The organism is Microbacterium pseudoresistens, from assembly GCF_013409745.1.
GTDB classification, from domain to species: Bacteria; Actinomycetota; Actinomycetes; order Actinomycetales; family Microbacteriaceae; genus Microbacterium; species Microbacterium pseudoresistens.
Map to the genome: position 1 here is coordinate 1,865,595 of NZ_JACCBH010000001.1, position 26,555 is coordinate 1,892,149.

The following is a 26,555-nucleotide window of genomic DNA, read 5'->3' on the forward strand; positions in this document are numbered from 1 at the left end:
GTCGCTCAGCGTGGGGCGACGGCCGACCACGGCACGGTGAGCTCGCCGAGGCGCCAGCGGGTGCGGGCGCCCTGCACGGGCCAGCCCGCATCGCGCAGGGCCGTGACCGCGGCGAGGAAGCGCTGGGGCGCGCCGAACGTCGACAGGGGCGCGGCTCTGTCCCACTCCCGATCGAGATCGCGCAGCAGATCGTGCACGCGCTCGCCGGGGACGTTGCGATGGATGAGGGCCTTCGGCAGCCGCTCGGCGACGATCGACGGGCGCTCCAGCTCACCCAGCCGCAGCGACACGGTGAAGCGCTGCGGAGTGCCGGACCCGTCGACATCGACCCAGCTGGCGACGCGCCCGATCTCATCGCACGTGCCCTCGACGATGAGCCCGCCGGGGGCGAGGCGCGCCGCCATCGTGCGCCACGCACCCGCGACCTCCGACTCGTCGTACTGGCGCAGCACGTTCATCGCGCGGATCACGGCGGGGCGGCGGCCCCCGGCAACAGGCACCTCGAAGCCGCCGCGGGCGAACGAGACGGGAAGATCCGGGGCGAACGGCCGCCGCCCGGCACGCACCTCGGCCAGCTGCGCCGTGGCCGTCGCGACGCGCTCCGGGTCGAGCTCGAGGCCGAGCACCTCGGTCTCCGCGCGCACGCGGACGAGCCGTGCGGCCAGCTCGAACGCGGTCACCCCGCTCGCCCCGTAGCCGAGATCGATCACGAGCGGATCGGCCGCCGTGCGCAGGGCCGCGCTCGCGGCGATCCACCGGTCGTTGCGGCGCAGCCGGTTGGTGCCTGTCGTGCCCCGGGTGGGGTGACCGAGGGGAGAGGGCGCCATCCTCCCATCCTGCGGCACAGAGCTGTCGCTAGGCTGGAGGCATGACGCGCACACTCATCCTGCTCCGTCACGGGCAGAGCGAATGGAACCAGCTCAACCTGTTTACCGGATGGGTCGACGTCCGGCTCACCGACCAGGGCAAGACGGAGGCGAAGCGCGGCGGCGAACTGCTCGTCGAGTCCGGCATCCTCCCCGACGTGCTGCACACGTCGCTGCTCAGCCGCGCCATCCAGACGGCGGACATCGCCCTGGATGCGGCCGACCGGCTGTGGATCCCGGTGAAGCGCGACTGGCGCCTCAACGAGCGCCACTACGGCGCTCTGCAGGGCAAGGACAAGGCGCAGACGCTGGAGGAGTTCGGGCAGGAGCAGTTCATGCTGTGGCGCCGCTCGTTCGACGTGCCGCCGCCCCCGCTCGACGACGACAGCGAGTTCAGCCAGGTGCACGACCCGCGCTACGCCGACATCGACGGCGAGGTGCCGCGCACCGAGTCGCTCAAGCTCGTGATCGACCGCCTGCTGCCGTACTGGGAGGGCGCGATCGTCCCCGACCTGGAGGCCGAAAAGACCGTGCTCGTCACCGCGCACGGCAACTCGCTGCGCGGGCTCGTCAAGCACCTGGAAGGCATCAGCGACGACGACATCGCCGAGCTGAACATCCCCACGGGCATCCCGCTCGTCTACGAGCTCGACGACGACAACCGGCCGACGGCTCCCGGTCGCTACCTCGACCCTGAGGCCGCTGCCGCCGGAGCCGCCGCGGTCGCCGCTCAGGGCGACAAGAAGTAGCCGGAGACCCCGGCGCCACGAAGGCTCCCGCCATCGCCGGCGGGAGCCTTCGGCGCGGAGTCAGTCCTTCGCCGCCTGCTCGGCGACCACGGTCTCGATCGTCTCGGTGTCGGCGGTCCAGTCGCCCGTGGCGAGGTAGACGACCTTCTTCGCCACCGACACCGCGTGGTCGGCGAAGCGCTCGTGGTAGCGCGAGGCGAGCGTGGCATCGACCGTGGCCTCTGCCTCGCCCTTCCACTTGTCGCTGAGCACCTTCTCGAACACGCGGGCGTGCAGCTCGTCGACGTCGTCGTCGGCGTTGCGGATGGCGTCGGCCAGGCGCAGGTCCTCCGTGCGCAGCAGCGTGGACAGATCGCGGGCGATGGCGACGTCGAGCTCGCCCATCTTCACGAACGTGCTCTTCAGGCCCTTAGGGATCGCCCGCTCCGGGAAGCGGTAGCGCGACAGCTGAGCGATGTGCTCGGCCATGTCGCCCATCCGCTCGAGGGATGCGCTCACGCGGAGCGCCGTCACCACGATCCTCAGGTCGCGGGCGACGGGCTGCTGGCGCGCGAGGATCTCGATCGCCAGCTCGTCGAGGGCCACGGCCTTCTCGTCGATCAGGGCGTCGTCGGTGATGACCTCCTCCGCGAGCGCGACATCGCTGCCGGCGAAAGCCCGGGTCGCCTTGTCGATGGCGGTCACCACGAGATCGGCGATCTCGACGAGCCGGGACTGCACGTCTTCGAGGGACTGATGGAAGACCTCGCGCATCGGGCGGACCTCTTTCCTGATCGGGCGTCGTCGCGCACGGCATCGCCGGTGCGCACGTCGAGTCTGCGGTGGTCAGGTTAACGGACGGTGCCGCGTGAGTGAATAGTAGGCCCGCGTTGCCGCCGATGACGGGCGAACCCGCCGGATGCGGGCGTCGCGGCCCCTACGCTGGTGTGCATGGACGCCACGCCGCTCGCGCTGCTGGCCCTCGTGCTCGGCGCCGTGATCGGAGCGGGTGTGACGGCGATGATCGTCGCGGCCGTGCGCGCCCGCCGCACGGCGCAGGCGCAGACGTCCACGGTGCTGCCGGATGGGCTCACCGCCGTGCTGGCGAGCATGGACGACGCCGCCTGCGCCGTCGACGCCTCGGGCGTCGTGGTGGTCGCCTCGCCTCCGTCTGCACGGCTGGGCATCCAGGCCGGTACGACGCTGGAGAACACCGAGCTGCGGCGACTCGTGCGCTCGGTGCGCGACGGCGGCACGGCCACCGAGACGATCCGGATCACGCGGGAGCGGATCAGTCAGGACTCCCGACTGGTGTCGGCGCGAGCGAGTGCGATGGGCCCGCGGCTGAGCCTTCTCGTGATCCGCGACGTCACCGAGCAGGAGCGCCTGGATCAGATGCGCACCGACTTCGTCGCGAACACGAGCCATGAGCTGAAGACGCCCGTGGGGGCGGTCACACTGCTCGCCGAGGCGATCGAGAGCGCCGCAGACGACCCCGAGCAGGTACGGGCCTTCGCGTCGCGGATCTCGGACGAGGCCGCACGGCTCGGTCAGCTGACCGGACGGATCATGAGCCTGTCGCGCCTGCAGTCCGCTGACGGGCTCGGCGAATTCGGCCCCGTCGCGATCGACGAGGTCATCGCCTCGGCCGTCGACGCGCACACCGTGCAGGCCGATTCCGCCGCGGTGGAGCTCAGCCGGGGCGGGGAGCGCGGCACCTGGGTGCACGGCGATGCGCAGGTGCTCATCGAGGCCGTGGGCAACCTGCTCGCCAACGCGATCCTGTACTCGCCTCGTGGGTCGCGGGTGGGGATCGGTGTGAAGGTCGATGACGACGTCGTCGAGATCGCGGTGACCGATCAGGGCATCGGCATCTCGGATGCCGATCGCGCGCGCATCTTCGAGCGGTTCTACCGCGCCGACGATGCGCGCTCGCGGCGCACCGGGGGCACGGGGCTGGGGCTCTCTATCGTCAAGCACGCGACGCAGCGCCACGGGGGCGAGGTGCGCGTGTGGTCGCGCCCCGGTCGTGGGTCGACCTTCACGATGCGCCTGCCCCGCATCGATGCCCCGCAGCAGAGCCCGCTGTCCAAGCGGGCGCGCAAGAAAACCGACAAGGTCCAGTCCAAGACGGCCAAGAAGAGACGGAAAGAGACCGCATGACCCGCATTCTGCTCGTCGAAGACGAACCCGACCTCGCCGACCCGCTCGCCTATCTGCTGCGGCGCGAGGGGTACGACGTCGAGATCGCTCAAGACGGCCCCGCGGCGCTGGACTCGTTCCGCAGCGCCGAGCCGGATGTGGTGCTGCTCGACCTGATGCTGCCCGGCATGCCCGGCACCGAGGTGTGCCGCAGGATCCGCGCCACGTCGTCGGTGCCGATCATCATGCTCACCGCCAAGGACTCCGAGGTCGACATCGTCGTGGGGCTGGAGCTCGGGGCCGACGACTACATCACCAAGCCGTATTCCTCGCGCGAGCTGCTCGCGCGAATGCGGGCGATCCTGCGCCGGGTGCAGCAGCCGGACGACGAGCTCGACGAGCGCGTGCTGGACGGGGGCCGTGTGATCCTCGACGTCGACCGGCACACGGTGGCCGTCGAGGGATCGGAGATCCCGATGCCGCTGAAGGAGTTCGAGCTGCTCGAAATGCTGATGCGCAACGGCGGCCGGGTGCTCACGCGCGGCCAGCTCATCGACCGGGTGTGGGGCAGCGATTACTTCGGCGACACGAAGACGCTCGACGTGCACATCAAGCGCATCCGTTCGCGCATCGAGAAGGACCCGAAGCACCCGGAACTGGTCGTGACCGTGCGCGGGCTCGGGTATCGCTTCGAGGCCTGACGCCGCGGCTGTTCAGCGGGTGACGCCTCAGGAGGCGGGGGTCTCGGTGGGAGGCGCGGGGGTCTCGGGCTGCGCCGGGATCGAGATGATCGGCTCCGCCGTGGGCACGAGGTCGGCGTAGTACGGGAGCGTGCCGTCGAGCACCGGCACCTCGGTGACCACGCCCTCGGCATCGCCGGACTGGAAGTACACCGAGATCGTCGAGCCGGGCTCGGCGTCGATGCCGGCGAAGCGCAGAGGCTCCTCATCGGTGCCGCCGAGGCTGATCACGTCGTCGGCGCCGAGGCGGATCTTCTCGGCGGGAAGGCCGTCGACCTCGATCGAGAGGGTGACGGGCTGGTCGGTGGTGTTGACGAGACCGGCGACGAAGTTGCCGATCGTGCCGTCTTCGTTCACGACGAAGAACGCGTTGCGCACGTCGACGGGGCCGTCGCCGGGCACGTTCACGCCGTCGGAGGCGGAGTAGTGGATCGTGGTCGCCTGGGGCGAGATCATGGCGCATCCGGAGCTGCCGACGATGACGAGGGCGCTGATGGCCAGAGAGGCGGCAAGGCGCGATTTCACGGATCCTCCAGGGGTGCGGCGTGACGGTCCGCCCTCTATTCTAGGGCTTCCGCCGCCACCGTTCGGGACGCCTGTTCACGGCCCGGGAGAGCGGTGGCGGAGCGCGTCGGAGCGGGTGCTCGGCAAACCTTAGTGCATTTCGGCTGTGGTATCCTGGAGTTTGCCGAAAGGACACGAATTTATGCTTTTCGAGGTTGGCGAGACCGTCGTCTATCCGCACCACGGCGCCGCGACGATCATCGAGGTCAAGGACCGCGTGATCAAGGGCGAGACCAAGAAGTACCTGAAGCTCAACGTCACCCAAGGCGACCTGATCATCGAGGTTCCCGCCGAGAACGTCGACCTCGTCGGCGTGCGCGATGTGATCGGCAAGGAGGGCCTCGACCACGTGTTCGAGGTGCTGCGCGCTCCGTTCACGGAGGAGCCGACCAACTGGTCGCGTCGGTACAAGGCGAACCTCGAGAAGCTCGCCTCGGGCGACGTCATCAAGGTGAGCGAGGTCGTGCGCGACCTGTGGCGCCGCGACCAGGACCGCGGGCTGTCCGCCGGAGAGAAGCGGATGCTCGCCAAGGCGCGCCAGATCCTCACCTCCGAGCTCGCTCTGGCCGAGAAGATCGACGAGGAGAAGGCCGGCGTGCTGCTGGACGAGGTCCTCGCGTCCTGACCGGATGATTCTTCGCGAGAGGGCGGGTGCTTCGGCACCCGCCCTCTTCGCGTCTGCACCGATGGTGAGTTCGCGACCGCGGTGAAGCTCGCCGCGACGGTAACGTGAGAGCGTGAGCTCCGACCCGCTGCTGCCCGTTCCGCGTACCGCCGTGATCGTCGTCGCCGCGGGCTCGGGCACGCGCCTGGGCGCCCCGGCACCCAAGGCGTTCGTCGGGATCGATGAGCGCACCGTCCTGCGGCACGCGCTGGAGGGAGTCTTCGCCGCCCCGCCCGCGCAGGTGATCGTCGTCGCTCCCGCCGGCTACGAGGGCGAGGCCGAGTCGGATGCGCGGGCCGCCGCGGGTGCGCGAGGCGACCTGATGCGGGTGGTCACCGGCGGGCAGACGCGTCAGCAGTCCGTCGCCGCGGGGCTGGCCGCGCTGTGGGGCGACGTCGAGACCGTGCTCGTGCACGACGCCGCCCGCGCGCTGACCCCGGCGTCTCAGATCGCCGCCGTCATCCGCGCCGTCTCCGAGGGAGATGGCACCGGCATCGTTCCCGCACTGCCCGTCATCGACACGCTCAAGCAGGTCGACGGGGATGCCGTGGTCGGCGTCGCGGACCGGTCGCAGCTCGTCGCCGCGCAGACCCCGCAGGGGTTCCCCCGTGCGCGGCTGGAGCAGGCCTACGAGCGCGCCGCGCAGGAGGGGGCGGAGTACACCGACGACGCGGCGCTGTATGCGGCGGCCGGGTTCGCGGTGCAGCACATCCCCGGCACCGCGACGGCGTTCAAGATCACCACGCCCGCCGACCTCGAACGCGCGAGGATGCTGCTCGCACCGCGCACGACGAGCGCGCCGCGGATCGGCATCGGCACCGATGCGCACGCCTTCGGCGGTGCGGGAGACCTCTGGCTGGCGGGCCTGGAGTGGCGGGGGGAGCCGGCGCTGTCCGGCCATTCCGACGGCGACGTCGTGGCGCACGCGATCGTCGATGCGCTGCTGGGCGCCGCGGGCCTCGGCGACATCGGCGAGCACCTCGGCACCGCGCATCCGGAGTACGCGGGGGCGCACGGCGAGGTGTTCCTCGCTCGCACGCGCGAGATCCTCGATGACGCCGGGTTCGCGATCGGCAACGTGTCGGTGCAGTTCCAGGGCAACCGGCCACGGTTCAGCGCACGACGCGCCGAGGCGGAGTCCGCGCTGTCTGCCGCCCTCGGCGCCCCGGTGTCGGTGTCGGCGACGACCACCGACGGGCTGGGGTTCGCCGGCCGCGGTGAGGGGATCTCCGCGACGGCGGTCGCGCTCGTGCACCCCCGCTGAGCCGGGCTACTGCTTCGCGACGAGGGTGAGCACGTCGTACGAGGCGACGAGGTCGTCGCGCTGGTTGCTGATCACGGCATCCCAGCGCACGTCGCCGTACTCGTCGGTCTCGCGCGGCGTGATCTGCTTGGCGGTGAGCTCGACGCGGATCTCGTCGCCGGGCGACACGGGCGTGACGAACCGCAGCTGCTCGAGGCCGTAGTTGGCGAGCACCGGCCCCGGGTCGGGATCGACGAACAGGCCCGCCGCCCACGACACGAGCAGGTAGCCGTGCGCGACCCGACCGGGGAAGAACGGGTTGGCGGCGGCGGCCTGCTCATCCATGTGCGCGTAGAAGGTGTCGCCGGTGAAGCGGGCGAAGGTCTCGATGTCGTCGAGCGTGACGGCGCGCAGCGGAGAGGAGAAGCGGTCGCCGATGCGCAGGCGCGACAGCGGCTTGCGGAACGGATGCTCGCCGCCCTCGCGCACGGCGGCCCCCGCATGCCACACGCCGGTGACCGCCGTGAGCATGTCGGGCGAGCCCTGCACGGCCGTGCGCTGCATGTGATGCAGCACGGCCCGGATGCCGCCCAGTTCCTCGCCGCCGCCGGCGCGCCCCGGACCGCCGTGCACGAGGCCGGGCATCGGCGAGCCGTGGCCGGTCGACGAGCGCGCGTCGTCGCGATCGAGGACGAGCAGGCGGCCGTTGTACGGCGCGATCCGCTCGGCCAGGGACGCCGCCAGAACCGGGTCGTGCGTGGCGATGCTCGTGACCAGCGACCCCCCGCCCCGGTTCACGAGCGCTGCGGCCTGCTCGATGCTCGTGTACGGCAGGACGGATGACACCGGGCCGAACGCTTCGACCATATGCGGGGCATCCGCGTCCGCATCGGCGAACCGCAGCAGCAGGGGCGAGACGAAGGCGCCCTCGGGTGCCGCAGTGCGCGTGCCGTCGGCGCGGATGACTTCGGGATCGTCGAGCGAGCCCACGACGATGTCACCGCCCGCCTCCTGCAGCAGGGCGACCGCGCGCCGCACCTCGTCGCGTTGGGCCGTCGAGACGAGGGGCCCCATCGTCACGCCCTCCGCTCCCGGTTCGCCCAGCACCGTCGTGGCGGCGATGCGCTCCCGCACGGCGTCGATCACGGCGTCCATCGCCCCGGCGGGCACGATCGCCCGGCGGATCGCGGTGCATTTCTGCCCGGCCTTCGCGGTCATCTCGGTCACGAGCTGACGCACGTAGGCATCGAACTCCGGTGTTCCCGGAGCGGCGTCGAGGCCGAGCACGGAGGCGTTGATCGAGTCGGCCTCGGCGGTGAAGCGCACGCCCCCGGTCTGCACCGACGGATGCGCGCGCAGCGCCTGCGCCGTCGACGCGCTGCCGGTGAATCCGACGAGGTCGCCCACGCGCAGCAGGTCGAACAGCCCGGGTACGGCGCCGCTGACGAGCTGCACGGAACCGTCGGGCAGCAGACCGGATTCGACGAGGATGCGCACCATCGCCCCGGCGACGTAGCTAGTGGGCGTGGCGGGCTTGATGAGGGTCGGCATGCCGGCGAGGAAGGCGGGGGCGAGCTTCTCCAGCGACCCCCACACGGGGAAGTTGAACGCGTTGATCTGCACGGCGACGCCCGGAAGGCGGGTGTGCACGTGGCGGCCCAGGAAGCTGCCGTCCTTCGACAGCGGCTCCGGCGCGCCGTCGACGACCACGGTGCCGTTCGGCAGTTCGCGGCGCCCTTTGCCGGAGTATGCGAAGAGCACGCCGATGCCGCCGTCGATGTCGATCCAGGAGTCCGCGGTCGTCGCGCCGGCCCGTGCAGACAGGGCGTACAGCTCGTCTTTGCGTTCGGTGAGGGCGAGAGCGAAGCGCTTCAGCAGAAGCGCCCGCTGGTGGAAGCTGAGCGCGCCCAGACTCTGCTGTCCGCACGTGCGGGCGTGCTCGAGAGCCCCGGCGAGGTCGATGCCCGCGGTGCTCACGTGCGCCACGGCCTCGCCGGTGCTCGCATCGCGCACGATCGTCGCATCTGCCGCGTCATCGGGCGTCCACCACGCGTCTTTCAGGTAGCTCGGCAGCAGCGCGATCATCTCTCCTCCTCGTCCCAGTGGTAGAAACCCTGGCCGCTCTTGCGGCCCAACCGCCCCTCGGCGACCATGCGTCGCAGCAGCGCGGGCGGCTCGAAGCGCGCGCCGAGGGTGGTGGCGAGCTGCTCGGCGATCGCCAGGCGCACTTCGAGGCCGACGAGGTCGGTGGTGCGCAGCGGACCGAGCGGATGCCGGTATCCCCGCACCATCGCCGTGTCGATGTCAGCGGCGCTGGCGACGCCCTCCTCGAGCATCCGGATGGCCTCCAGCCCCAGCGCGACACCCAGGCGCGAGGAGGCGAAGCCGGGGGAGTCGCGCACGACGACCGCGGATTTGCCCAGTGCGTCGATCCATCCGCGGCATCTGGCGATCACCGACTCATCCGTGGCGGCACCCCGCACGATCTCGACGAGCGCCGAGGCGGGAACGGGATTGAAGAAGTGCAGCCCGAGAAATCGCTGCGGTCGGGCGAGGCCGGCGGCGAGCGCGTCGATCGACATCGACGACGTGTTCGTCGCGAGCACCGCGTCGTCGGCGAGCACGGATGCGGCGCGGGTCAGCGCGTCGTGCTTCAGGCCGTGATCCTCCGGCACGGCCTCGATCACGAGACCGTAGCCGGCGAGCGCGTCGAGGTCGGTCGCGATCGTGAAGCGTTCGTCGAGCACGTCGTCAGGTGCGGCCATCGCGGTCATCCCCGCGGCGGATCCGTGTTCGGCGGAGCGGGCCAGCGCTCGCCGGACCGCCTCGCGGGCGCGGCCAGATGATTCGGCGTCGCGCTCGACGAGTCGCACGGTCGAGCCGGCCATCAGGAAGGCGTGGGCGATCCCGCTGCCCATCCGTCCCCCGCCGATCACTCCCACGGCCTCCGGCGCAGGCGCCGCGGCGCTCATCGTCTCTTCTCCAGGAACGCCGACATCCGACGCTGCTTCTCGGCGCTTTCGAAGAGCTCTGCCTGCAGCATGAGATCGACGTCGGGATGCGCGCTGCGCGGGGCGCGCAGCGCCGTCTTGGTGTGCTGCACGGCGAGGGGATCGAGGGCGCGAATGCGCTCGGCGAGGGCGTGCGCCGCGGGCAGGAGCGCGGCGGGCTCGTGCAGCGACGACACGATCCCCCATGACAGCGCCTCGTACGCATCGAGGAGGCGCCCGGTCAGCAGCAGCTCGGCGGCCCGCGCCTCGCCCACGATCTCGGGCAGCCGCCAGGTCGCCCCTGCCGCCGCGATGATCCCGAGGGCCGGTTCGGGGTTGCCGATTCGGAGTGCCGGTGTGCCGATGCGGATGTCGGCGGCGTACGCCAGCTCGGCGCCGCCGCCGAGCGCGTAGCCGTCGAGAGCGGCGATGACGGGCATCGGCAGCGCGCGTATGCGTGCGAAGGCATGCGTGTTGATGCCGCGCCGGGCATCCTCGGCGCGGCGGTCGCGCAGCTGGGCGATGTCGGCGCCGGCCGCGAAGTCTCCCTGTGCTCCGGTGAGGATGAGGACGCGCGGCGCGCGTTCCATCTCCGCGCACAGCGCATGCAATGCGTCGACCATCGCCTGGTCGATGGCGTTGCGCGCGGCCGGACGGTTCAGGGTCGCGACGACGCGATCCTCCCGCTCTTCGACGAGGAGCACGTCGGTCATGACGATGCTCACGACACCCGCTCCAGCGATGAGCCCGTGCGGGCGAGCGGCTTCTGCGTGGCGGGCACCGCATCCGGCAGAGCGGCCAGCAGCACGGGCATCCGCGCGACGAGGAAGACGTCGGCGGTCACCGCGTCGCCCCCGTGGGGGACAGGCCCAGCGTATCGATCGCGTCGAGGATGCGCTCGGCATCGGGCAGATACCAGTGCTCGTACTTGGGCGGGGCGAACGGCGCATCGAACCCCGTGACCCTGCGCACGGGGGCCTCGAGGTATTCGAAGCACCGCTCCGAAAGGCGCGCCTGGATCTCGGAGGCGACGCTCGCGAACCCCGGCGCTTCGGCGACGACCACAGCGCGCCCCGTGCGGCGCACCGCCGCGCACACGGTCTCGTCGTCGAACGGGGTGAGCGTGCGCACGTCGATCACGCCGATGTCGAACCCGTCGTCCCGGGCGAGCTCGGCGGCCTCGAGCGCCGCGACGACCGAGGCGCCGTAGCTGACGATGGTCGCATCCGCTCCCTCGCGCACGACCCTGGCCTCGCCCAGCGTCGCCGTGACCGTCGTGTCGACCTCGCCCTTGGCCCAATAGCGCTTCTTCGGCTCGAGGAAGATCACCGGATCGGGCGAGGCGATCGCCGCGCGCAGCATCGAGTACGCATCCTGCGGCGTCGAGGGGCACACGACCGTGAGCCCCGGCGTATGGGCGTAGTACGCCTCGGAGGAGTCGCAGTGGTGCTCGACGCCGCCGATGCCGCCGCCGGTGGGGATGCGGATGACGAGCGGCATCGTCAGCGCACCCTGCGTGCGGTTGCGCATCTTGGCGACATGGCTCACGATCTGCTCGAACGCGGGCAGGGCGAACGCGTCGAACTGCAGCTCGACGACGGGGCGCATCCCGTTCATCGCCATGCCGACCGCGGTGCCCACGATGCCGGACTCCGCCAGCGGGGTGTCGAAGCAACGTTCCTCGCCGAAGCGCTCGGCGAGGCCGTCGGTGATGCGGAATACACCGCCGAGCGGGCCGACGTCTTCGCCGAAGACGACGACGTCGGGATCGGCGGCGATCGCATCCGCCAGGGCCCGGTTGAGGGCGGCCGCCATCGAGATCGTCTCGGTGCCCGATGCTGAGGTGGTCGTTGTCGATGTGGCCGCCGTCGCGGCGGCGCCGGCCGTCTCCCTCTCGTGGTGGACGATGCTCATCGGGCTCCTCCTGCGGGTGTCGGCTGGGCGCTGCGGCGGATCTCGTCGAGCAGCAGTTCGCGCTGCTCGACGAGCTGCGGCGAACGGATGCCGCGCACCTGGCGGAACAGGTTCTCGGGGTCGGGCGCGGTGTCGGTGGTGATCGCGGCGCGCAGCGCGGCGGCCATCCGGTCGGCTCCGGCGCCGATGTCGGCGGCGGTCGCGTCATCCAGCGCGCCGGTGGAGGCCAGATGCGCGCGCATCCGGATCAGGGGGTCGCGGCCCTCCCATGCCGCGACCTCGGCGCGGTCGCGGTAGCGGGTGTCGTCGTCGGCGTTGGTGTGCGCCTGCATCCGGTAGGTGTGCGCCTCGATGAGCGACGGGCCTCCGCCCGCACGTGCGCGCTCGACGGCCGCGCCCACGACGGAGAGCACCGCGGCAGCGTCGTTGCCGTCGACGCGCTGCCCCGGCATCCCGTAGCCGATGGCCTTGTGCGCCAGCGACGGGGCGGCGGTCTGCCTGGCCAGGGGGACCGAGATCGCGAAGCCGTTGTTCTGCACGAAGAAGACGACCGGCGCGCGGAAGACGGCGGCGAAGTTCAGCGCCTCGTGGAAGTCGCCCTCGCTCGTGGCGCCGTCGCCGCACATCGCGAGCACGACGGCGTCCTGGTGGCGATGCTGCGCGGCCTGGGCGAAGCCGACGGCGTGCAGCAGCTGCGTGGCCAGGGGTGTCGCCTGGGGGGCGACGTGGTGCACGGCGGGGTCGTATCCGGAGTGCCAGTCGCCCTTGAGCAGCGTGAGCACCTCGGCGGGGCGGACCCCGCGCGCGGTGATCGTGACGGAATCGCGGTAGGTGGGAAAGAGCCAGTCCTGCTCCGCCAGCGCCAGCGCGGCGCCGATCTGCGAGGCCTCCTGCCCGTGCGACGACGGGTAGACGGCCAGCCGACCCTGCCGCACCAGGGCGCTGGACTCGTCGTTGAACCGGCGCCCCTCGACGAGGGCCCGATAGGCCCGCAGGAGCGTGTCGCCGTCGGGGAGCGGGAACTCCGGATCGTCGTGAGCCGTGCCATCCGCATCGATGAGCTGCACGGGCTCATCGCGGGGGAGAGAAGCCTCCATCTCGTCCGCCTTCCTTGCCGAACCGATGAGGCCAGTGTGCGCCGCGGTGATCAGACGTCCAAGCAGAACGCGAAAAGACTGGATGATTGGCTCTATATTCTTCGAGTTCGTGACAGAGTGTCAGCATCACCCGGGAGGAGACGTGATGAGCGAGATCGACGAGACCGACGAGGCGATCCTCGGCATGCTGCGGCGGGATGCGCGGGCGTCGATGACGGCGATCGCCGATGCCGTGCACATCTCGCGAGCCGGTGCGCACGCGCGCATCAAGCGGCTCACCGAGTCGGGGGTGATCACCGGGTACACGGTGCGCACCGACCCCGTGCTCCGCGGCCACCACGCCTCGGCGTACGTCATGCTCGCGATCGAGCAGGCCAGCTGGCAGGACGTGCGCGATCGCGTGCAGCGCATCCCCGAGGTCGAGCACATGGCGCTCGCCGGCGGCGACTTCGACGTCATCCTGCTCGTGCGCGCGAGAGACGCCCGCGACCTGCGCCGGATCGTGCTGGAGGACATCCAGGCGATCCCGTCGGTGCGCTCGACCCGTACGACGCTGATCTTCGAAGACATCACCCTCTGAGCGAGCGCTGATCGCCTCGGCGCGCGCGGGCCGCCGGGCCCCGTGCCACACTGGGGTCGTGTCCACCGCCGAACCGCTGCCCGCCCGCCGGGGGCGCCCCGGTTACGACCGCGACGGCATGCTGGCCGCGGCGGTGGCGGTGTTCAACGAGCAGGGGTACGACGCCACCTCCGTCTCGGCGCTCGCCGGTCGCCTCGGTGTGTCGAAGGCGGCGCTCTACCACCACTTCTCCTCGAAGGAGGAGCTGCTCGGCGCCGCGCTCGATCATGCGCTGGACGGACTGGAGGGCACGCTGACCGCGCCGCGCGCGGGCGGTGCGGCCGAGCATCTGGCCGGGGTGTTGCACGACGCCGTGATCGTGCTCGCCGAGCGGCTCCCGGAGGTGACGCTGCTGCTGCGCGTGCGCGGCAACAGCGAGGTGGAACGGCGAGCGCTGGATCGACGACGGGCGTTCGATCAGGCCGTCGGCGCGCTCGTGCAGCGCGCCCAGGCGGAGGGCGCCGTGCGTGCCGACGTGGATGCGGCTGTCGCCGCCCGGCTGCTGTTCGGCACGGTCAACTCGCTCGTCGAGTGGTATCGGCCGGAGGGGCCCGAAGGGGCGGAGACGCTCGCTCGCGATGTCGTCGCGGTCGCTCTGGACGGGCTGCGCACGCGCTGAGGCGGTTACGTCAATTCAGGGCGAGGGTCACCGTGCCGGTGTCGGCATCGACGGTCACCTGCACGGCGGTCAGGTCGGGCACGGTCGCATCGGGGGAGTGCGCGGCCGCCGCGGCGCCCACGCCGATCACCCGCATCCCCGCGGCGCGGGCGGCGGCGATACCCGCCGCGGAGTCCTCGAAGACGATGCAGTCGGCCGGCGCCACGCCCAGGCGCTCGGCGGCGAGCAGGAAGCCTTCGGGATCGGGCTTGCTGGCGCTCACGCTCTCCGCGGTGATCGCGAGATCGGGCACGCGCAGCCCTGCCGCGCCCATCCGTGCGGTCATGAGCGCGATGTCGGCCGACGTGACCACCGCGTGGGGGGCGTTCTGCAGCGCGGCGAGGAACCGATCCGCGCCGGGGATCTCCACGACCCCGTCGACGTCGGCGCTCTCGGCGGCGAGCATCTCGCGGTTCTCGCGAAGATTGATCTCGTGATCGCGCGCCGGCAGCAGGATCGCCATGCTCTGGTGTCCCTGCCTCCCGTGCACGACATCGAGCACGCGCTGGGGTTCGAGTGCGTGGGGCTCGGCCCAGCGCAGCCAGAGCTTCTCCACCACCGCGGTCGAGTCGACGAGCGTGCCGTCCATGTCGAGCAGGAGGGCGCGGGCTCGGAGCGTCTGGGGCATGTCTTCAGCGTATCGGCGCGTGAGTGAGGCGCCCGGCGGGGCTCATGCCCGACCGGATGCGAAGGGGAACCGATCCGAAGCGACGGCATGCGCGCATGGTTGTTGAAGCGTGTCATGCAAGGTATCTTGTTGTGCATGACACTGGACGCGGGAACGCAGATGCGCAAGGGCGTCGTGGAGTACTGCGTCCTCGGGCTGCTCTCCCGCACCCCGATGTACGGCTGGGAGCTGTCGGAGCGCCTGATCTCCGCGGGGATGATCGCGAGCATCGGCACGCTGTACCCACTGCTGTCCCGACTTCGGCAGAGCGGCTGGGTCCGCACCTTCGATCAGGCGTCCACAGCAGGTCCGGTGAGACGCTATTACGAGCTCACGGCGGAGGGGCGCGCACAGTTGAACGGCTTCCGGGCGCTATGGGAACCGTTCGCGCGCGGAGTCGCAGACCTCATCGACCAGGAGGAATCATGAGTCAGAACACGCATCCCACGCGGGCCGTCCGCTATCTCGCCGAGCTGGATGACGCGCTCGGCGAGCTGCCGCACCGCGTGGCGACCGAGATCCGTGCAGGGATCGCTGAGGAGCTCGACGGCCTCGACGACGCCGCGGCCGCGGAGCGGATCGCGAGTCTCGGTGATCCTCGCGCGATCGCGGCGGCGGCGGCCGAAGCGGGGCCTGCACCGGCCCCCGCCGGCGCAGCCGCGTCTCCGGCTCGGCCGCTGCGGGAGTCGAAGGGGTTCGCGATCGCGGCTGCTCTCGTGCTCGCCTTCGGCGGAGTCGTGATCCCTGTCGCCGGATGGTTCGTCGGTGCGGTGATGGTGGTGTCCAGCCGGATGTGGACCCGCCTGGAGAAGGCGATCGCGCTCGCGACGCCGTTCGTGGCGTTCGCGCTCATGATGCTTGCGACCGTGATCACTCGGGCGCTCACCGCTCCCTCGGAGGATGAGGCGCGCAACCCTCTCGTGCCAGGAGCGCTCGATCTCTGGCACAGCAGCATCCTCCTCGCTTTCATCCTCGTGCCGGTCATGGGCGGCTGGCTGCTCTGGCGCATGCGCAACAGGACGGCGCCGCTGCGCTGATCCGGCGCGGGATCCGGCGCTGATCCGCAGCGGCTCACGTCAGCAGGTGCCGACGTTCTCGTTCTCGGACACGCGCCACTCGTCACCGGATGCGACGAGCACGGCTTCGAACGCGAACCGGCCCTGTTCGAAATCCACGTCGTCGCCGTCGAGCGCGTACGGGGCGTGCTCGGTCACGTCGAGGCAGTACGACACGGCGATCCCATCGTCCGCGAGCTCCGCGCTCTCGACGTCGACGGCCGTCGGCCCGCGCCACGCGATGCCCAGGTCGCGCCAGGTCGCCGCCGCAGTCTCGAGCTGGTCGAGATGGCTGCCGGTGGCGATCTCGGCCAGTCGCTCAGGCTGCTCGCCCGCATCGGCCTTCACCGCGGCGAGCACCTCCGCGTAGTGCGCGAGCGTGCTCTGGGCGGTCGACTCGGCGTCGGCCGGGGGCGTCGGCGAACCTTCCGGTGCGAGCGCGCCGGCCGTGCATCCGGAGAGCAGGACGGCCGCGAGCGATGCGGTGAGGACGAGGGCTGCGGGGCGCAGAGAGCGAGACGACGACACGATCGTCACGGTATCAGCGACCGTCTCGCGAGCAGCGTCGGCAGCCGGTCGGTCATTTGACGCCTCCCGCACCCACCCCCTCGCGAACCTGTTTCGACGTGAAGAGGAAAAGCAGTGCCAGAGGCAGCATCGAGAGGAGGAGACCAGCGAACAACACGCCCCAGTCGGTTCCGTACTGTCCGACGAACGTCGACAATCCCAAAGGCAGGGTCCGCATCTTCGGATCGAAGATGAACAGCAACGGGAAATAGAAGTCGTTCCACACTGCGATCGCGGTGAAGATGGTGACGATCCCTACGGCGGGTCGAACCTGTGGGGTGAGCACCGACCACAGCAAGCGAACGTGTCCGGCGCCATCCAAGCGGGCGGCTTCCTCGAGTTCCACGGGCACCGCCCTCATGAAATTGCTGAGGATGAAGATCGCGAACGGAAGTCGGGTGGCTGTGTAGACGAGGATCAGTCCGAGATGAGAATTGAGCAGTCCGAGATCCTTCATCAACATGAACAGTTCTACGGACGCCAGGCGCACCGGGACGAGCAGTCCGAGGAGGAAGAAGCCCAGCATCGGTGTCGCCCACCATGATCGAAAACGACTGATCGGGTAGGACGCCAGCAGCGCGAGCAGCAGCGTGAGGAGGATGGAGCCAACGGTCACGACGAGGCTGTTCCACGAATACGTGCTGAAGTCGGCCCGGACCCATGCTTCGACAAAATTGTCGAGTGTGAAGGCTTCCGGCAGGCCGAGAGGATTCTGGTAGATCTCCAGGGTCGATTTGAACGTCGAGACTGTCAGCAGATACAGGGGCACCCCGATGAGGAGGGTCCACAGGGCGATGACTGCGTGGGCAGGGAGGCGGCTGAGCATACGTCGCGCGCGAATCACTGGATCATCTCCGCTCGCTTGTTGAAGAATCTCAATGCCATCCCGGAGACGGCCGTCATGAAGATGAAGAGAATTGCGCCAAGCGCCATCGCCAGCCCCACATCGGTGATGCCCACAGAGCCCTGGGCACCGAAGGCGAGGCGGTAGAAGAAGGTGACAAGGGTGTCGGTGGCGAAGTTCGGTCCCCCCTGCACGCCTTGCATCACATAGACGATGTCGAACTGGTTGAAGCTGTTGATGAAGCTGAGCACGGCGAGAGTCGTCACGGAAGGCGTGACGAGCGGAACCGCAATCTGGAAGAGCGTGCGGCCGGAACTGGCACCGTCTAGCCGCGCCGCTTCGAAGATCTCAGGGTTCAAGGCATTGAGTCCTGCGAGGAAGACCAGGATGGGCAGCCCGATCCAGTTCCAGATATCCACGGCGATGAGCACCCACAGGGCGGTCGAGCCGTTACCGAGCAATGTCAGTGGCTCCGAGGTGATCCCCATTCCCATCAGCACCCCGTCGAGCGGGCCATCGGGCGTGAGGATGAGCCGCCACAGTGCGCCGACAAGGACGGGCGAGAGTATCGCAGGGAAGAAGAACCAGTTCTGGAAGAACGTCCAGCGCGCTCCGCGCACGAACAGAATGTAGGCCAAGAGGAGGCCGATCATGTTCTGCACGACGAGAACGCCGATGAACCACAGCACGTTGTGCCAGAAGGCATTCGTGACGAGGTCCGCGTTCTGCCCGGAGAAGAGCCGAGTGAAGTTATCCAGTCCAGTGAAGCTCTGTGCGCGCATGCCGCGCCAGTCCCAAAGGGATCCCAGCAGGGAACGAATCATCGGATAGACGAGGAAGATGACGTAGACCAGGAGTGCGGGCAACAGGAACGCCCATCCGGCGAGCCCGTGGGCTCGCCGGACGGTGCGCTTGCGCGGCTTCGGCATCGGCTCCGTGCCGTCCGACTCCGTCGCAACGGTGTCAGTAGACATTCGGCGTGAACCACTCCTGGACGGCTTCGGTCATCTGCTCTGCGACGCTCTGCGGCGCAACCTTGCCCATGATCATGTCGACAAAGGCGGGTTGGAGCACCGACGATGCGGTCGGTGATTGCCACTTGAAGCCAACATGCGTGAGATACGGCGTCTGGTTCTTCATTGCGGCCATCATGTCGAGCAAGACCGGGTTCTTCGGCTCGACGTCGTCGCGGGCAGGCGGCCAGCCGAGCTCGTCCATGAACATCTGTGCGAACTCGGCGGTCGCCATGAAGTTCAGGACCTCGATGGCCGCATCGCGGTGCTCAGCGTCGACAGGCAGACCATACGAGCCATCGACGAACGACGATGTGTAGGCGGTGTCGGCCGGGTCATCGACCGGATACGGGAAGAATCCGAAGTCCAGATCCGGATTCTGAGACGCAAAACTGCCGTTCTCGTAGGAACCCCCGATGAACATGGCCGCGTCACCACCGATGAACTGTTGCGTCGCGGTGGTGTAGTCGACCCCTTGGAAGCCGGGAGAATAATACGGCAACATGTCAACCATGCGCTGCAGCGCCGCCACATACCGCGGGTCGGTGAAGTCGACCTTTCCAGCCATCGCCTCGTCATAGAACTCAGGGCCGATCTGACTGGGGGCAACAGCTGCGAGAGCCATCTCCAGAGCCCAGGACGTGCCGTTAGCGCCTCCTGCGGCAATCGGGATGACGCCTGCGTCGAGCAGTGTCTGCGAGGCTGCAATCAGTTCATCGTAGGTTTGCGGTACCTCCAGGGCATTCGCGGTGAAGATCTCCTTGTTGTAGAAGACTCCCGTGTTGACGATGGAGTACGGCACGCCGTACAGGTTGCCATCTTCGATGCCGCGCAATCCGGCTTTCGTTGTGTCCGGAAGGGAGTCGAGTTCGGGAACGAGTTCGTCGAGTGGCTCGATGAGCGCGGCATCGATGAGAGGTTGGAGCTCACCGTACGCTTTGAGCTGCACGATGTCGGGTCCCTGACCACCTTGTAGGGCCGTGCTGACTCGGTTCTGGTACTCCGCATCCGGAATCGTCTGGAAATCGACGGTGATCTCAGGATGCTCATTTTCGAACGAATCGAAGATCCGATCCATTGCCGCTTGATCTTCCGTGCGCCAACTCCAGATCGTCACAGTGGTACTGCCGTCGGTGTCGCCACCAGGACTGCATGCAGTCAAGCTGACTGCCAGACTTCCAGCTACCAGCGCAGCGCCGACGGCGAGGCGCCGCGGCACGTGTCGAGGGCGTGTGGCATTCATTGTTCAGCACTCCTTTTCGTTGTGATCGGGTTTCTGCCATTGAGTCTGGGTGAGTGCGGCGCGCAGGATGTCGAAGGTGCGCGTCGCCGCGAATCCGGTCTTCTCGTAGAGGGCGGAGGCGATGGAGCCCTCGTCGGCCCAGAGGAACCACGCGCTGTGCGCGCCGAGGGCCGTCATCCGCTCGAGGGTGAGGTGCAGCAGCACCTTGCCGAGCCCTGTGCCTCGGCTCTCCGGCAGCACGCCGAAGGGGCCGAACCGCTCGATGACCGCTTCGTAGGTGCCGTGCATGCCCCAGCCGATCACGGCGCCGTCGGGGTCGCGGGCGATGACGATGCGCTCCGGGGGCATGCCCGCCACGATCCCCTCGCGGATGGCGCGGGCCCAGTCGGAGTTGAACCGCTCGCCGGCGATCTTCACGAGGGCGACGACGTCGTCGCCTTGCGGGCTGCCCAGGTACCAGCCCTCGGCGCGGAGGGCGTCGGCGCGCTCGCGCACCTCGGCGGGCATCTCGTAGCCGATGAGCGAGCGGTCCATGGCGCTCGGGCGCTCGACGACCTCGAAGCCGAGCGAGGAAAGCAGGGATGCGGCAGCCGGATAGCGCGCCGCATCGAGCCCTGGGAGCACGTAGTTCGGCGTGTAGCTGGAGAAGAAGACCTGCGTGGCGCCCTGGTCGCGAAGCCAGCCCCGCGTGGCCTCGAGCAGCGCGCGGCCGAGACCGCGCCCGCGGTGCTCCGGCGTGACGAAGAAGAAGGGGATCCACCCCGTGTCGGGCTCGAGGTCGTCGCCGTCGTGGGCGACGCGACGGCGCACGGCATAGGCCGACCCGATCACCGCTCCCTCGGTGTCTTCGGCGACGAACAGGCCGTTCGCATCGAAATTGCGATCCAGCAGCACGAGGTCGCGGAACCGCTGCGGGGTCATGCCGTCCTGCGGGGCCGACCGGGTCCACGCATCCGGGATCGCGACGCCGTCGCCGGCGCGGAAGGTGCGGATCTGCGGATCGGGAGGGGGCGCGGTCACGGGGGCGAGTCCTTTCTCGGGCGAGGCGGTGACATCAGTATGGTGACAATTTACAAGCTTGTCCAGCAGAGTGGAGATGATTTACCTCACGAATGCGTGACGAACGCCGATGTCGTCGCGGGAAGCAGTGCGGAGCTCAGGCGCCGCGGACGGCGCGGGTGGCTTCGCGGGTGCGCTCGAGCGCGTCGAGTGTCTCGGCATAGCGGCGCTGGGCAACGCCCACGAACAGCGCATCGACGACGGCGAGCTGGGCGATGCGGCTCACCATCGCCCCGGCGCGGAAGCGCGACTCGCGCACCTCGGTGAACAGCGGGTGGTCCACGGCCCGTGCGAACGCCGAGTCGGGGCTCGAGGTCACGCCGATCGTGGCGGCGCCGTTGGCACGGGCCACCTCGACGAAGCGGATCGTCTCGGGGGTGGTGCCGAGGTGCGAGAAGCCGATCGCCGTAGTCGGCGCGCGGTGCAGCACGGCCGAGGCGACGGCCTCGTGCGCGTCGGAGAGCACGATGGCGTTGCGCCCGACGCGCAGCAGCTTGTGCCCGAGGTCTTCGGCGACGATCTGGCTCGCGCCGATGCCGAAGAGCAGGATGCGGTCGGCGGCGTCGATCGCGCCGACCGCGCTCTCGAGCACGGCGTAGTCGAGGTGTCCGATCGTCTCCTCGATGGCAAGGCGCTCGAGTGCGGCGATCTTCGCCGCCGCATCGCGCAACGAGTCCTCGGCGGCGATATCGGATCCGAATCCCGAGTGGTCGGCGAACTGCACCGACTCCCGGCCGATCTCGGTGGCCAGCGCCATGCGCAGCGCCGCGTACCCGCCGAGCCCGATCGCCCGGCAGAAGCGCACGACCGAGGCGACCGACGTGCCGCAGGCGTCGGCGAGCTCGTTGATGGTCATGTCGATCACGATCGACGGCTTCTCGCGCACGGCCGCGGCGACGCGGGCGAGCGAGGGCGGCATGGCTGCGATGCTCGCTTCGATCGTGGACTGTATGCTCATCCGAACCTCCTGGCGGTGCTCCAGTATCGCGCGATCGGGGGCTTCCGTCGTTACGAAAGATTCTTTCAGATATAGCGCCGAGACTGTAGAGTCTTTACGTCCTGAGTCGTGATCGCGGGAGAGGAGCCCGGATGCCCCCCACGGAGAGCACGGCCGTTGCGGTCGATCTGGGCAAGTCGCGTTGCCGCGTCGAACTGGTCGACGGCGAGCGCCGCATCCGCACCGACGGCCCCGGGGCGCCCGGCCTCGCCGCGGCCGACGGCGTGCGCCTGGCGGCGGAGGCCATCCGCCCGCTGCTCGAGGCGCTCCCGATCGATCGGGCGTCGCTGCGGTGCATCGGAGTCGGCGCCGCGGGCGCCTGGGCTTCTCCGGATGCGGCCGCCGAGCTCGCGCATCTGCTGCACGATGCGACGGGCGCCGCGGCGGCCGTGACCTCCGACGTCGTCACCGCGCACGCGGGCGCGCTCGGCGGGGGCGAGGGCGTGCTGCTCATCGCGGGCACAGGCGCCGTGGCGCTGGGCACGGATGCCGCGGACGCCCGTCTCGTCGACGGCTGGGGCCCCGACCTGGGCGACTTCGGCAGCGGTTCCTGGCTCGGCCGCGAAGCCGTGCGCGCCGTGCTCGGCGCCCGCGACGGCCTGGGGGCAGGAACGGCCCTGTCGGCCGCGCTGGACGCGCACATCGGCGACGAGGCCTCGCCGATCACCTGGCTGGCGGCGCGTGAACCCGTCGCCCGCCGCCTCGCCACGGTCGCACCCCTCGTGCTCGACGCCGCCGAGGCCGGAGACGACGTCGCCGTCGGCATCCGCGACGAGGCCGTTCGCCTGCTCGTGCGCACCGCCTCCGCCGCGGCGGGCACAGGCAGCACTCCGATCGTCGTGCACGGCGGGCTCACCGTGCATCCGGGCTTCCATGCCGCGCTGACCGGTGCGCTCGCCGCGGCAGGATTCGACGTGCGGGATGCTGTCGGCGACGCCCTGCACGGCGCCACCCTGATCGCCCGCGATCCCTCCTCCCTCCACGAAAGGCGGGTCTACCGTGCGGGATGACACCACGCGCCTGCAGGAGCTCATCGACGAGCTCTCCGCCCTGTCGACCGAGACTGCCACCACCGACCGCGGCGACCTCGACCTGCTCACCACGATCGAGCTCGTGCGGCGGATGAACGCCGAAGACGCCCTCGTCGCCGGTGCCGTCGCGACGCAGAGCGAGGCGATCGCCGCGGCCGTCGACGGGATCACCGACCGCTTCCGCCGCGGCGGCCGGCTGCTCTACATCGGGGCGGGCACGGCGGGGCGCGTGGGTGTGCTCGATGCCTCGGAATGCCCGCCCACCTTCGGCACCGACCCGTCGATGGTGGTCGGCATCATCGCCGGCGGCGAGAAGGCCATCCGCTCCGCCGTGGAGAACGCCGAAGACGACGACGCCGCCGCGGCGCGGGAGCTGGCCGCGCTCTCGGTCGGACCCGACGACACCGTCGTGGGGATCTCGGCGTCGGGGCGCACGCCGTACGTGCTGGGCGGGCTGCGCCACGCGGCCGCCGTGGGCGCGCTGACCGTCGCCGTCGCCGCGAATGCCGCATCTCCCATCGGCGCCGCATCCGACATCGCCATCGAGACCGTCGTCGGGCCGGAGTTCATCACCGGGTCCACGCGGCTGAAGGCCGGCACCTCGCAGAAGCTCGTCGTCAACATGCTCACCACGTTGTCGATGATCCGGCTCGGCAAGACCTATCGCGGCGTGATGGTCGACCTGCGCGCGACGAACGAGAAGCTGCACGCCCGTTCCGCGCGCACCGTCATGCAGCTCACCGGCGTCGACGCGGCGGCGGCCGTGCGGGCGCTGCGCGAGGCCGACGGATCGGTCAAGCTCGCCCTGCTCACCGTCATGACCGGGGCGGATGCCACGGCGGGCGCGGCGGCGCTGGTCGCCTCGGACGGCATCCTGCGCGACGCCGTCGCCGCGCTGTCCTGACCGTCGCGCTGTCGCTCGCCGGGCGCGCTCTCCCTTCGCCGAGTGCACGGCTTCCCGCCGACTGCGCGGCTTGTTCCCGTGAATATCCCGCTCACTGGGCGGGAGGCCGTGCACTCGGGGTGGATGGCGTGGTGCGACCGAACCGATCTTGCGGCGCGCTAAGGAATCCCGGTTCTTGCCCTGTGGATCGGGAGGGCCCGGAGGCGGCGACTGCATAGGCTGGAGGCGGGCCGATCGGCCCCGACAGCGACGCCGCCCGCATCCCGGGCCGTACGACCACCCGCAAGGATCCCGATGAACGACGCCGTGCACGACTCTGCCTCCCTCAACGATTCCGCCTCCCTCAAAGACCTCGCCGCCACCGACTCCACCGCCGCGCACCGCGACGACTGGATGGCACGGGAAGAGCTCGCCGAGCGGATGATCCCGCTGGTCGGCGCGCTCACCCGCGAACACGAGGTGGTCACCTCGCTGCACGGGCACCGCCTGCTCGGACTCTCCACCACCGGCATCCTCGAGGTGCACGAGCGCGTCGCCCAGCTCGGCCACGGCCAGCTCGCGCTCACCGACACGCTCGCCGTGCTCGAGGCGCTGCGCGAGATCGCCCCCGGGGCGGCATCGATCGACGTCGCGCGCCTGGTCGAATCTCACGCGGCCGAGGGCGGCGACCTCCTCGAGCACGTGCGGGCCGCGCTGGCCGCGGCCGGCAACGCGCCCGCCGCCGAGCCCACCGATGTCGTGCTCTACGGCTTCGGCCGCATCGGGCGTCTGCTGGCGCGCATCCTCATCGCGCACACCGGCGGCGGCAACGGGCTGCGCCTGCGTGCGATCGTCGTGCGCCGCGGCGCCGAGAACGATCTCGTCAAGCGCGCCTCGCTGCTGCTGCGCGATTCCGTGCACGGGCGCTTCGAGGGATCCGTCACCGTCGACGAGGAGGCCGAGCAGATCGTCGCGAACGGCACGCGCATCCAGGTGATCTACTCCGACGACCCCGGCACGATCGACTACACCGCGTACGGCATCCACGACGCCATCGTCGTCGACAACACCGGCCGCTGGCGCGATGAGGAGGGGCTGAGCCGCCACCTGGAGTCGGCGGGCGTCGCCCGCGTGCTGCTCACCGCACCGGGCAAGGCCGCGCTGAAGAACATCGTGCACGGCATCAACCATGACACGATCGACGACGCCGACCGCATCCTGTCGGCCGCCTCGTGCACCACGAACGCCATCACCCCGGTGCTCAAGGCCATGGACGAGGCATACGGGATCGTGCGCGGGCACGTCGAGACGGTGCACTCGTTCACGAACGACCAGAACCTCATCGACAACTTCCACAAGGGCGACCGGCGCGGGCGCTCGGCGGTGCTGAACATGGTGATCGCCGAGACCGGAGCGGCCAAGGCCGTGGCGCGGGCGCTGCCGGAGCTGGCGGGCAAGCTCACCGGCTCGGCGATCCGCGTCCCCACGCCCGACGTGTCGCTCGCCGTGCTGCACCTGGGCCTGGAGCGCCCGGCGACCAAGGAGCAGCTCAACGACTACCTGCGCCGCGTATCGCTGCACTCGAAGCTGCGCCAGCAGATCGACTACGTCGAGTCGCCCGAGGTGGTCTCGAGCGACTTCGTCGGCTCGCACCGCGCAGGCATCGTCGACGGCCTGGCCACGATCGCGAACGACCGCGATGTGGTGCTCTACGTCTGGTACGACAACGAGTACGGATACTCGTGCCAGGTCGTGCGCGTGATCGAGGTCATGGCGGGCTCGCACCCGGTCGTCGTGCCGGTGCGTCGCGAGGTGACGCTCGCCGGCTGAGCCGGTCTCGGGCCGCCGCGCCGCCGCCGTCTCGGCCGTGTCGGTGGCTCGGGGCAGGATGAGGGGATGACACTGCGCACCCTGCTGAGCGAACGGCTGCGCTCGCATCGGCTCAGCGCCCCTGCGCGCACGCCCGTTGCCGCGGCGGAACACATGCTCGCCGTGCAGGCCCAGGACTTCGGGGCGGGGCGCTGGGCGCTCGCCGCTCGCTCGGCGGGGTCGCCGACGATGGACGCGGTCGACACGGCCTTCGACGAAGGTGCTCTCGTGCGCACCTGGCCGATGCGCGGCACGCTGCACATCCTGCCCGCGTGCGACGTCCGCTGGGTGCTCGGGCTCACGGCCGACCGTCAGCGCAGGCAGGACGCCGGGCGCATGCGTGAACTCGGCATCGACGACGCCGTCGTCGGACGCGCGCGGGACGTCCTCGTCGCCGCGCTGAGCGGGGGAGGGCTCGCGCGGGCAGAGCTCTTCGCCGCGTGGATGAGTGCCGGCATCGACCCGGGCGGGCAGCGCGGCAACCACCTCCTCGCCGAGCTCTCGTGGCAGGGTCTGATCGTGCAGGGCCCGGTCGTGCACCGCGACGGGGCGGCGAGCCGCGAACAGTGCTTCGTGCTCGCGGACGGATGGCTGCCGGATGTTCCCGCGCCCGACGACCCGCTCGCGGAGTTCTTCCTCCGCTACGTCGACGGCCACGGCCCGGCCACCGCAGAGGACTTCGCGTGGTGGTCGGGGCTCACCCTCACGCAGGCGCGGGATGCGGCAGCGCGCGGCGCCGTGCGGACCGACCGCATCACGGAGGTCGACGAGGGCGTGTTCCTCGCCCGCACCCGCCCGCGGCGGTCGCCGAAGGCGAACGGTGTGCTCACCCTCGGCGCGTTCGAGGAGTTCTACATCTCGTACGCCGACCGCTCGCCGGTCGCCGATGCGGCGGCGCAGAAGGCGACGGGGCCCGGCAGGAACGGCATGGTGCGGCCCATCATCCTCGCCGAGGGGCGGATCGTCGGAAACTGGACGCACTCGCTCGCCGTGGGCCGGCATCGAGAGGAACCCGTCGCCGAGATGCTCGATCCGGCGATCGATCCGGGCGACGTGCGGGCCGCCCTGTCGCGGTACGCCGACTTCGTGACCGGCTGATCCG

The 26,555-nt window shown here is 70.2% G+C and carries 29 protein-coding genes; 13 read left to right on the forward strand and 16 right to left on the reverse strand.

The window, feature by feature from the left end:
• Positions 1 to 5 precede the first annotated feature (5 nt).
• A complete protein-coding gene (locus BKA02_RS09260) occupies positions 6 to 827 on the reverse strand; it encodes a class I SAM-dependent methyltransferase (RefSeq protein ID WP_179433366.1) in 822 nt (273 codons plus the stop codon).
• A gap of 41 nt (positions 828 to 868) precedes the next feature.
• Between BKA02_RS09260 and BKA02_RS09265 the strand changes: the two genes are divergently transcribed.
• Positions 869 to 1,615 carry a phosphoglyceromutase gene (locus tag BKA02_RS09265; RefSeq protein WP_179433368.1) on the forward strand — a complete coding sequence of 249 codons (747 nt, stop codon included), beginning with the start codon at positions 869 to 871 and terminating at the stop codon, positions 1,613 to 1,615.
• A gap of 60 nt (positions 1,616 to 1,675) precedes the next feature.
• Here BKA02_RS09265 and phoU read toward each other — a convergent pair whose 3' ends face one another.
• The gene (phoU, locus tag BKA02_RS09270) at positions 1,676 to 2,368 is read right to left on the reverse strand and encodes a phosphate signaling complex protein PhoU (protein ID WP_179433370.1); all 693 of its coding nucleotides are present in this window, start codon (positions 2,366 to 2,368) and stop codon (positions 1,676 to 1,678) included.
• Between the two features lie 177 nt (positions 2,369 to 2,545).
• Here phoU and BKA02_RS09275 point away from each other — a divergent pair, with 177 nt between their 5' ends.
• Together BKA02_RS09275 and BKA02_RS09280 are read left to right on the forward strand one after the other, a co-directional pair.
• On the forward strand, positions 2,546 to 3,757 hold the full coding sequence (locus BKA02_RS09275) for a sensor histidine kinase (RefSeq protein ID WP_179433372.1): 1,212 nt from the start codon (positions 2,546 to 2,548) through the stop codon (positions 3,755 to 3,757).
• Positions 3,754 to 4,437, forward strand: a complete 684-nt coding sequence (locus BKA02_RS09280; RefSeq protein ID WP_179433374.1) for a response regulator transcription factor — start codon at positions 3,754 to 3,756, stop codon at positions 4,435 to 4,437. Before BKA02_RS09275 ends, BKA02_RS09280 begins: the two co-directional genes overlap by 4 nt.
• Before the next feature lie 27 nt (positions 4,438 to 4,464).
• Here the strand turns inward: BKA02_RS09280 and BKA02_RS09285 are convergent, their stop codons facing one another.
• Positions 4,465 to 5,001, reverse strand: coding sequence for a DNA modification methylase (locus tag BKA02_RS09285; protein ID WP_179433376.1), 537 nt, complete (start codon positions 4,999 to 5,001; stop codon positions 4,465 to 4,467).
• 181 nt (positions 5,002 to 5,182) lie between these two features.
• On the opposite strand from BKA02_RS09285, the gene BKA02_RS09290 reads away from it, so the two are divergent.
• Both BKA02_RS09290 and ispD read left to right on the forward strand, forming a co-directional pair.
• Positions 5,183 to 5,665, forward strand: a complete 483-nt coding sequence (locus BKA02_RS09290) for a CarD family transcriptional regulator (RefSeq protein WP_179433378.1) — start codon at positions 5,183 to 5,185, stop codon at positions 5,663 to 5,665.
• 112 nt (positions 5,666 to 5,777) lie between these two features.
• The gene (ispD, locus tag BKA02_RS09295; RefSeq protein WP_179433380.1) at positions 5,778 to 6,968 is read left to right on the forward strand and encodes a 2-C-methyl-D-erythritol 4-phosphate cytidylyltransferase; all 1,191 of its coding nucleotides are present in this window, start codon (positions 5,778 to 5,780) and stop codon (positions 6,966 to 6,968) included.
• A gap of 6 nt (positions 6,969 to 6,974) precedes the next feature.
• Here the strand turns inward: ispD and paaZ are convergent, their stop codons facing one another.
• The 6 genes from paaZ to BKA02_RS09320 are packed head-to-tail and all read right to left on the reverse strand — an operon-like array spanning position 6,975 to position 12,948.
• Positions 6,975 to 9,032: a phenylacetic acid degradation bifunctional protein PaaZ gene (gene paaZ, locus BKA02_RS09300; RefSeq protein ID WP_179433382.1), complete on the reverse strand. Its 2,058-nt coding sequence runs from the start codon at positions 9,030 to 9,032 to the stop codon at positions 6,975 to 6,977.
• Complete coding sequence (locus tag BKA02_RS09305; protein WP_179433384.1) at positions 9,029 to 9,919, reverse strand: 3-hydroxyacyl-CoA dehydrogenase family protein; 891 nt, start codon at positions 9,917 to 9,919, stop codon at positions 9,029 to 9,031. The genes paaZ and BKA02_RS09305 overlap by 4 nt, the downstream gene beginning before the upstream one ends.
• A complete protein-coding gene (locus tag BKA02_RS09310) occupies positions 9,916 to 10,650 on the reverse strand; it encodes an enoyl-CoA hydratase/isomerase family protein (protein WP_179433386.1) in 735 nt (244 codons plus the stop codon). The genes BKA02_RS09305 and BKA02_RS09310 overlap by 4 nt, the downstream gene beginning before the upstream one ends.
• An 8-nt stretch (positions 10,651 to 10,658) precedes the next feature.
• Positions 10,659 to 10,781, reverse strand: coding sequence for a hypothetical protein (locus tag BKA02_RS14520; protein ID WP_281370275.1), 123 nt, complete (start codon positions 10,779 to 10,781; stop codon positions 10,659 to 10,661).
• Positions 10,778 to 11,851 (reverse strand): alpha-ketoacid dehydrogenase subunit beta, encoded by a 1,074-nt coding sequence (locus tag BKA02_RS09315; protein WP_179433401.1) that lies wholly within the window; start codon positions 11,849 to 11,851, stop codon positions 10,778 to 10,780. Before BKA02_RS09315 ends, BKA02_RS14520 begins: the two co-directional genes overlap by 4 nt.
• Positions 11,848 to 12,948, reverse strand: coding sequence for a thiamine pyrophosphate-dependent dehydrogenase E1 component subunit alpha (locus tag BKA02_RS09320; RefSeq protein WP_179433403.1), 1,101 nt, complete (start codon positions 12,946 to 12,948; stop codon positions 11,848 to 11,850). Before BKA02_RS09320 ends, BKA02_RS09315 begins: the two co-directional genes overlap by 4 nt.
• Before the next feature lie 145 nt (positions 12,949 to 13,093).
• Between BKA02_RS09320 and BKA02_RS09325 the strand changes: the two genes are divergently transcribed.
• Both BKA02_RS09325 and BKA02_RS09330 read left to right on the forward strand, forming a co-directional pair.
• Complete coding sequence (locus BKA02_RS09325) at positions 13,094 to 13,528, forward strand: Lrp/AsnC family transcriptional regulator (RefSeq protein WP_179433405.1); 435 nt, start codon at positions 13,094 to 13,096, stop codon at positions 13,526 to 13,528.
• Positions 13,529 to 13,646: 118 nt separating this feature from the next.
• Positions 13,647 to 14,186, forward strand: coding sequence for a TetR/AcrR family transcriptional regulator (locus BKA02_RS09330; RefSeq protein ID WP_179435359.1), 540 nt, complete (start codon positions 13,647 to 13,649; stop codon positions 14,184 to 14,186).
• 10 nt (positions 14,187 to 14,196) lie between these two features.
• On the opposite strand, the gene BKA02_RS09335 is transcribed toward BKA02_RS09330, so the two are convergent.
• Positions 14,197 to 14,853: an HAD-IA family hydrolase gene (locus tag BKA02_RS09335; RefSeq protein WP_179433407.1), complete on the reverse strand. Its 657-nt coding sequence runs from the start codon at positions 14,851 to 14,853 to the stop codon at positions 14,197 to 14,199.
• Between the two features lie 135 nt (positions 14,854 to 14,988).
• Here BKA02_RS09335 and BKA02_RS09340 point away from each other — a divergent pair, with 135 nt between their 5' ends.
• Positions 14,989 to 15,321 carry a PadR family transcriptional regulator gene (locus BKA02_RS09340; protein WP_179433409.1) on the forward strand — a complete coding sequence of 111 codons (333 nt, stop codon included), beginning with the start codon at positions 14,989 to 14,991 and terminating at the stop codon, positions 15,319 to 15,321.
• Positions 15,318 to 15,929 carry an HAAS signaling domain-containing protein gene (locus BKA02_RS09345; RefSeq protein WP_179433411.1) on the forward strand — a complete coding sequence of 204 codons (612 nt, stop codon included), beginning with the start codon at positions 15,318 to 15,320 and terminating at the stop codon, positions 15,927 to 15,929. The genes BKA02_RS09340 and BKA02_RS09345 overlap by 4 nt, the downstream gene beginning before the upstream one ends.
• 39 nt (positions 15,930 to 15,968) lie before the next feature.
• Here BKA02_RS09345 and BKA02_RS09350 read toward each other — a convergent pair whose 3' ends face one another.
• The 6 genes from BKA02_RS09350 to BKA02_RS09375 form a co-directional block, all read right to left on the reverse strand.
• Positions 15,969 to 16,484 (reverse strand): hypothetical protein, encoded by a 516-nt coding sequence (locus BKA02_RS09350; protein ID WP_179433413.1) that lies wholly within the window; start codon positions 16,482 to 16,484, stop codon positions 15,969 to 15,971.
• Positions 16,485 to 16,527: 43 nt separating this feature from the next.
• Positions 16,528 to 17,340, reverse strand: a complete 813-nt coding sequence (locus tag BKA02_RS09355) for a carbohydrate ABC transporter permease (RefSeq protein ID WP_179433415.1) — start codon at positions 17,338 to 17,340, stop codon at positions 16,528 to 16,530.
• Positions 17,341 to 17,354: 14 nt separating this feature from the next.
• The gene (locus tag BKA02_RS09360; protein WP_218844503.1) at positions 17,355 to 18,332 is read right to left on the reverse strand and encodes a carbohydrate ABC transporter permease; all 978 of its coding nucleotides are present in this window, start codon (positions 18,330 to 18,332) and stop codon (positions 17,355 to 17,357) included.
• Positions 18,322 to 19,614: an extracellular solute-binding protein gene (locus BKA02_RS09365; RefSeq protein ID WP_179433418.1), complete on the reverse strand. Its 1,293-nt coding sequence runs from the start codon at positions 19,612 to 19,614 to the stop codon at positions 18,322 to 18,324. Before BKA02_RS09365 ends, BKA02_RS09360 begins: the two co-directional genes overlap by 11 nt.
• Before the next feature lie 3 nt (positions 19,615 to 19,617).
• Positions 19,618 to 20,634, reverse strand: a complete 1,017-nt coding sequence (locus tag BKA02_RS09370; RefSeq protein ID WP_218844504.1) for a GNAT family N-acetyltransferase — start codon at positions 20,632 to 20,634, stop codon at positions 19,618 to 19,620.
• A 136-nt stretch (positions 20,635 to 20,770) separates the two neighbouring features.
• Entirely contained in the window at positions 20,771 to 21,631 is an 861-nt protein-coding gene (locus BKA02_RS09375; protein ID WP_179433420.1) for a MurR/RpiR family transcriptional regulator, read from the reverse strand.
• Positions 21,632 to 21,762: 131 nt separating this feature from the next.
• Here BKA02_RS09375 and BKA02_RS09380 point away from each other — a divergent pair, with 131 nt between their 5' ends.
• The 4 genes from BKA02_RS09380 to BKA02_RS09395 all read left to right on the forward strand — a co-directional run bounded on the left by BKA02_RS09380 (position 21,763) and on the right by BKA02_RS09395 (position 26,551).
• The gene (locus BKA02_RS09380; protein ID WP_179433422.1) at positions 21,763 to 22,680 is read left to right on the forward strand and encodes an N-acetylglucosamine kinase; all 918 of its coding nucleotides are present in this window, start codon (positions 21,763 to 21,765) and stop codon (positions 22,678 to 22,680) included.
• Complete coding sequence (gene murQ, locus BKA02_RS09385) at positions 22,670 to 23,605, forward strand: N-acetylmuramic acid 6-phosphate etherase (protein WP_179433433.1); 936 nt, start codon at positions 22,670 to 22,672, stop codon at positions 23,603 to 23,605. The genes BKA02_RS09380 and murQ overlap by 11 nt, the downstream gene beginning before the upstream one ends.
• A 294-nt stretch (positions 23,606 to 23,899) precedes the next feature.
• Complete coding sequence (locus BKA02_RS09390) at positions 23,900 to 25,414, forward strand: glyceraldehyde-3-phosphate dehydrogenase (RefSeq protein ID WP_179433435.1); 1,515 nt, start codon at positions 23,900 to 23,902, stop codon at positions 25,412 to 25,414.
• A gap of 66 nt (positions 25,415 to 25,480) precedes the next feature.
• Positions 25,481 to 26,551 carry a winged helix DNA-binding domain-containing protein gene (locus tag BKA02_RS09395; RefSeq protein WP_179433437.1) on the forward strand — a complete coding sequence of 357 codons (1,071 nt, stop codon included), beginning with the start codon at positions 25,481 to 25,483 and terminating at the stop codon, positions 26,549 to 26,551.
• Positions 26,552 to 26,555 lie beyond the last annotated feature (4 nt).

What these genes read in the sequence shown, in the direction of transcription:
- BKA02_RS09355 (WP_179433415.1), bottom strand. Translation starts at nt 17,340, where the DNA reads ATGCTCAGCCGCCTCCCTGCCCACGCAGTCATCGCCCTGTGGACCCTC.
- BKA02_RS09360 (WP_218844503.1), bottom strand. Translation starts at nt 18,332, where the DNA reads ATGTCTACTGACACCGTTGCGACGGAGTCGGACGGCACGGAGCCGATG.
- BKA02_RS09290 (WP_179433378.1), top strand. Translation starts at nt 5,183, where the DNA reads ATGCTTTTCGAGGTTGGCGAGACCGTCGTCTATCCGCACCACGGCGCC.
- BKA02_RS09345 (WP_179433411.1), top strand. Translation starts at nt 15,318, where the DNA reads ATGAGTCAGAACACGCATCCCACGCGGGCCGTCCGCTATCTCGCCGAG.
- BKA02_RS09320 (WP_179433403.1), bottom strand. Translation starts at nt 12,948, where the DNA reads ATGGAGGCTTCTCTCCCCCGCGATGAGCCCGTGCAGCTCATCGATGCG.
- BKA02_RS09265 (WP_179433368.1), top strand. Translation starts at nt 869, where the DNA reads ATGACGCGCACACTCATCCTGCTCCGTCACGGGCAGAGCGAATGGAAC.
- BKA02_RS09365 (WP_179433418.1), bottom strand. Translation starts at nt 19,614, where the DNA reads ATGAATGCCACACGCCCTCGACACGTGCCGCGGCGCCTCGCCGTCGGC.
- BKA02_RS09260 (WP_179433366.1), bottom strand. Translation starts at nt 827, where the DNA reads ATGGCGCCCTCTCCCCTCGGTCACCCCACCCGGGGCACGACAGGCACC.
- BKA02_RS09335 (WP_179433407.1), bottom strand. Translation starts at nt 14,853, where the DNA reads ATGCCCCAGACGCTCCGAGCCCGCGCCCTCCTGCTCGACATGGACGGC.
- BKA02_RS09310 (WP_179433386.1), bottom strand. Translation starts at nt 10,650, where the DNA reads ATGACCGACGTGCTCCTCGTCGAAGAGCGGGAGGATCGCGTCGTCGCG.
- BKA02_RS09380 (WP_179433422.1), top strand. Translation starts at nt 21,763, where the DNA reads ATGCCCCCCACGGAGAGCACGGCCGTTGCGGTCGATCTGGGCAAGTCG.
- BKA02_RS09375 (WP_179433420.1), bottom strand. Translation starts at nt 21,631, where the DNA reads ATGAGCATACAGTCCACGATCGAAGCGAGCATCGCAGCCATGCCGCCC.
- BKA02_RS09315 (WP_179433401.1), bottom strand. Translation starts at nt 11,851, where the DNA reads ATGAGCATCGTCCACCACGAGAGGGAGACGGCCGGCGCCGCCGCGACG.
- BKA02_RS09325 (WP_179433405.1), top strand. Translation starts at nt 13,094, where the DNA reads ATGAGCGAGATCGACGAGACCGACGAGGCGATCCTCGGCATGCTGCGG.
- BKA02_RS09305 (WP_179433384.1), bottom strand. Translation starts at nt 9,919, where the DNA reads ATGAGCGCCGCGGCGCCTGCGCCGGAGGCCGTGGGAGTGATCGGCGGG.
- BKA02_RS09340 (WP_179433409.1), top strand. Translation starts at nt 14,989, where the DNA reads ATGACACTGGACGCGGGAACGCAGATGCGCAAGGGCGTCGTGGAGTAC.
- paaZ (WP_179433382.1), bottom strand. Translation starts at nt 9,032, where the DNA reads ATGATCGCGCTGCTGCCGAGCTACCTGAAAGACGCGTGGTGGACGCCC.
- BKA02_RS09395 (WP_179433437.1), top strand. Translation starts at nt 25,481, where the DNA reads ATGACACTGCGCACCCTGCTGAGCGAACGGCTGCGCTCGCATCGGCTC.
- BKA02_RS09275 (WP_179433372.1), top strand. Translation starts at nt 2,546, where the DNA reads ATGGACGCCACGCCGCTCGCGCTGCTGGCCCTCGTGCTCGGCGCCGTG.
- BKA02_RS09280 (WP_179433374.1), top strand. Translation starts at nt 3,754, where the DNA reads ATGACCCGCATTCTGCTCGTCGAAGACGAACCCGACCTCGCCGACCCG.
- BKA02_RS09330 (WP_179435359.1), top strand. Translation starts at nt 13,647, where the DNA reads ATGCTGGCCGCGGCGGTGGCGGTGTTCAACGAGCAGGGGTACGACGCC.
- phoU (WP_179433370.1), bottom strand. Translation starts at nt 2,368, where the DNA reads ATGCGCGAGGTCTTCCATCAGTCCCTCGAAGACGTGCAGTCCCGGCTC.
- BKA02_RS09390 (WP_179433435.1), top strand. Translation starts at nt 23,900, where the DNA reads ATGAACGACGCCGTGCACGACTCTGCCTCCCTCAACGATTCCGCCTCC.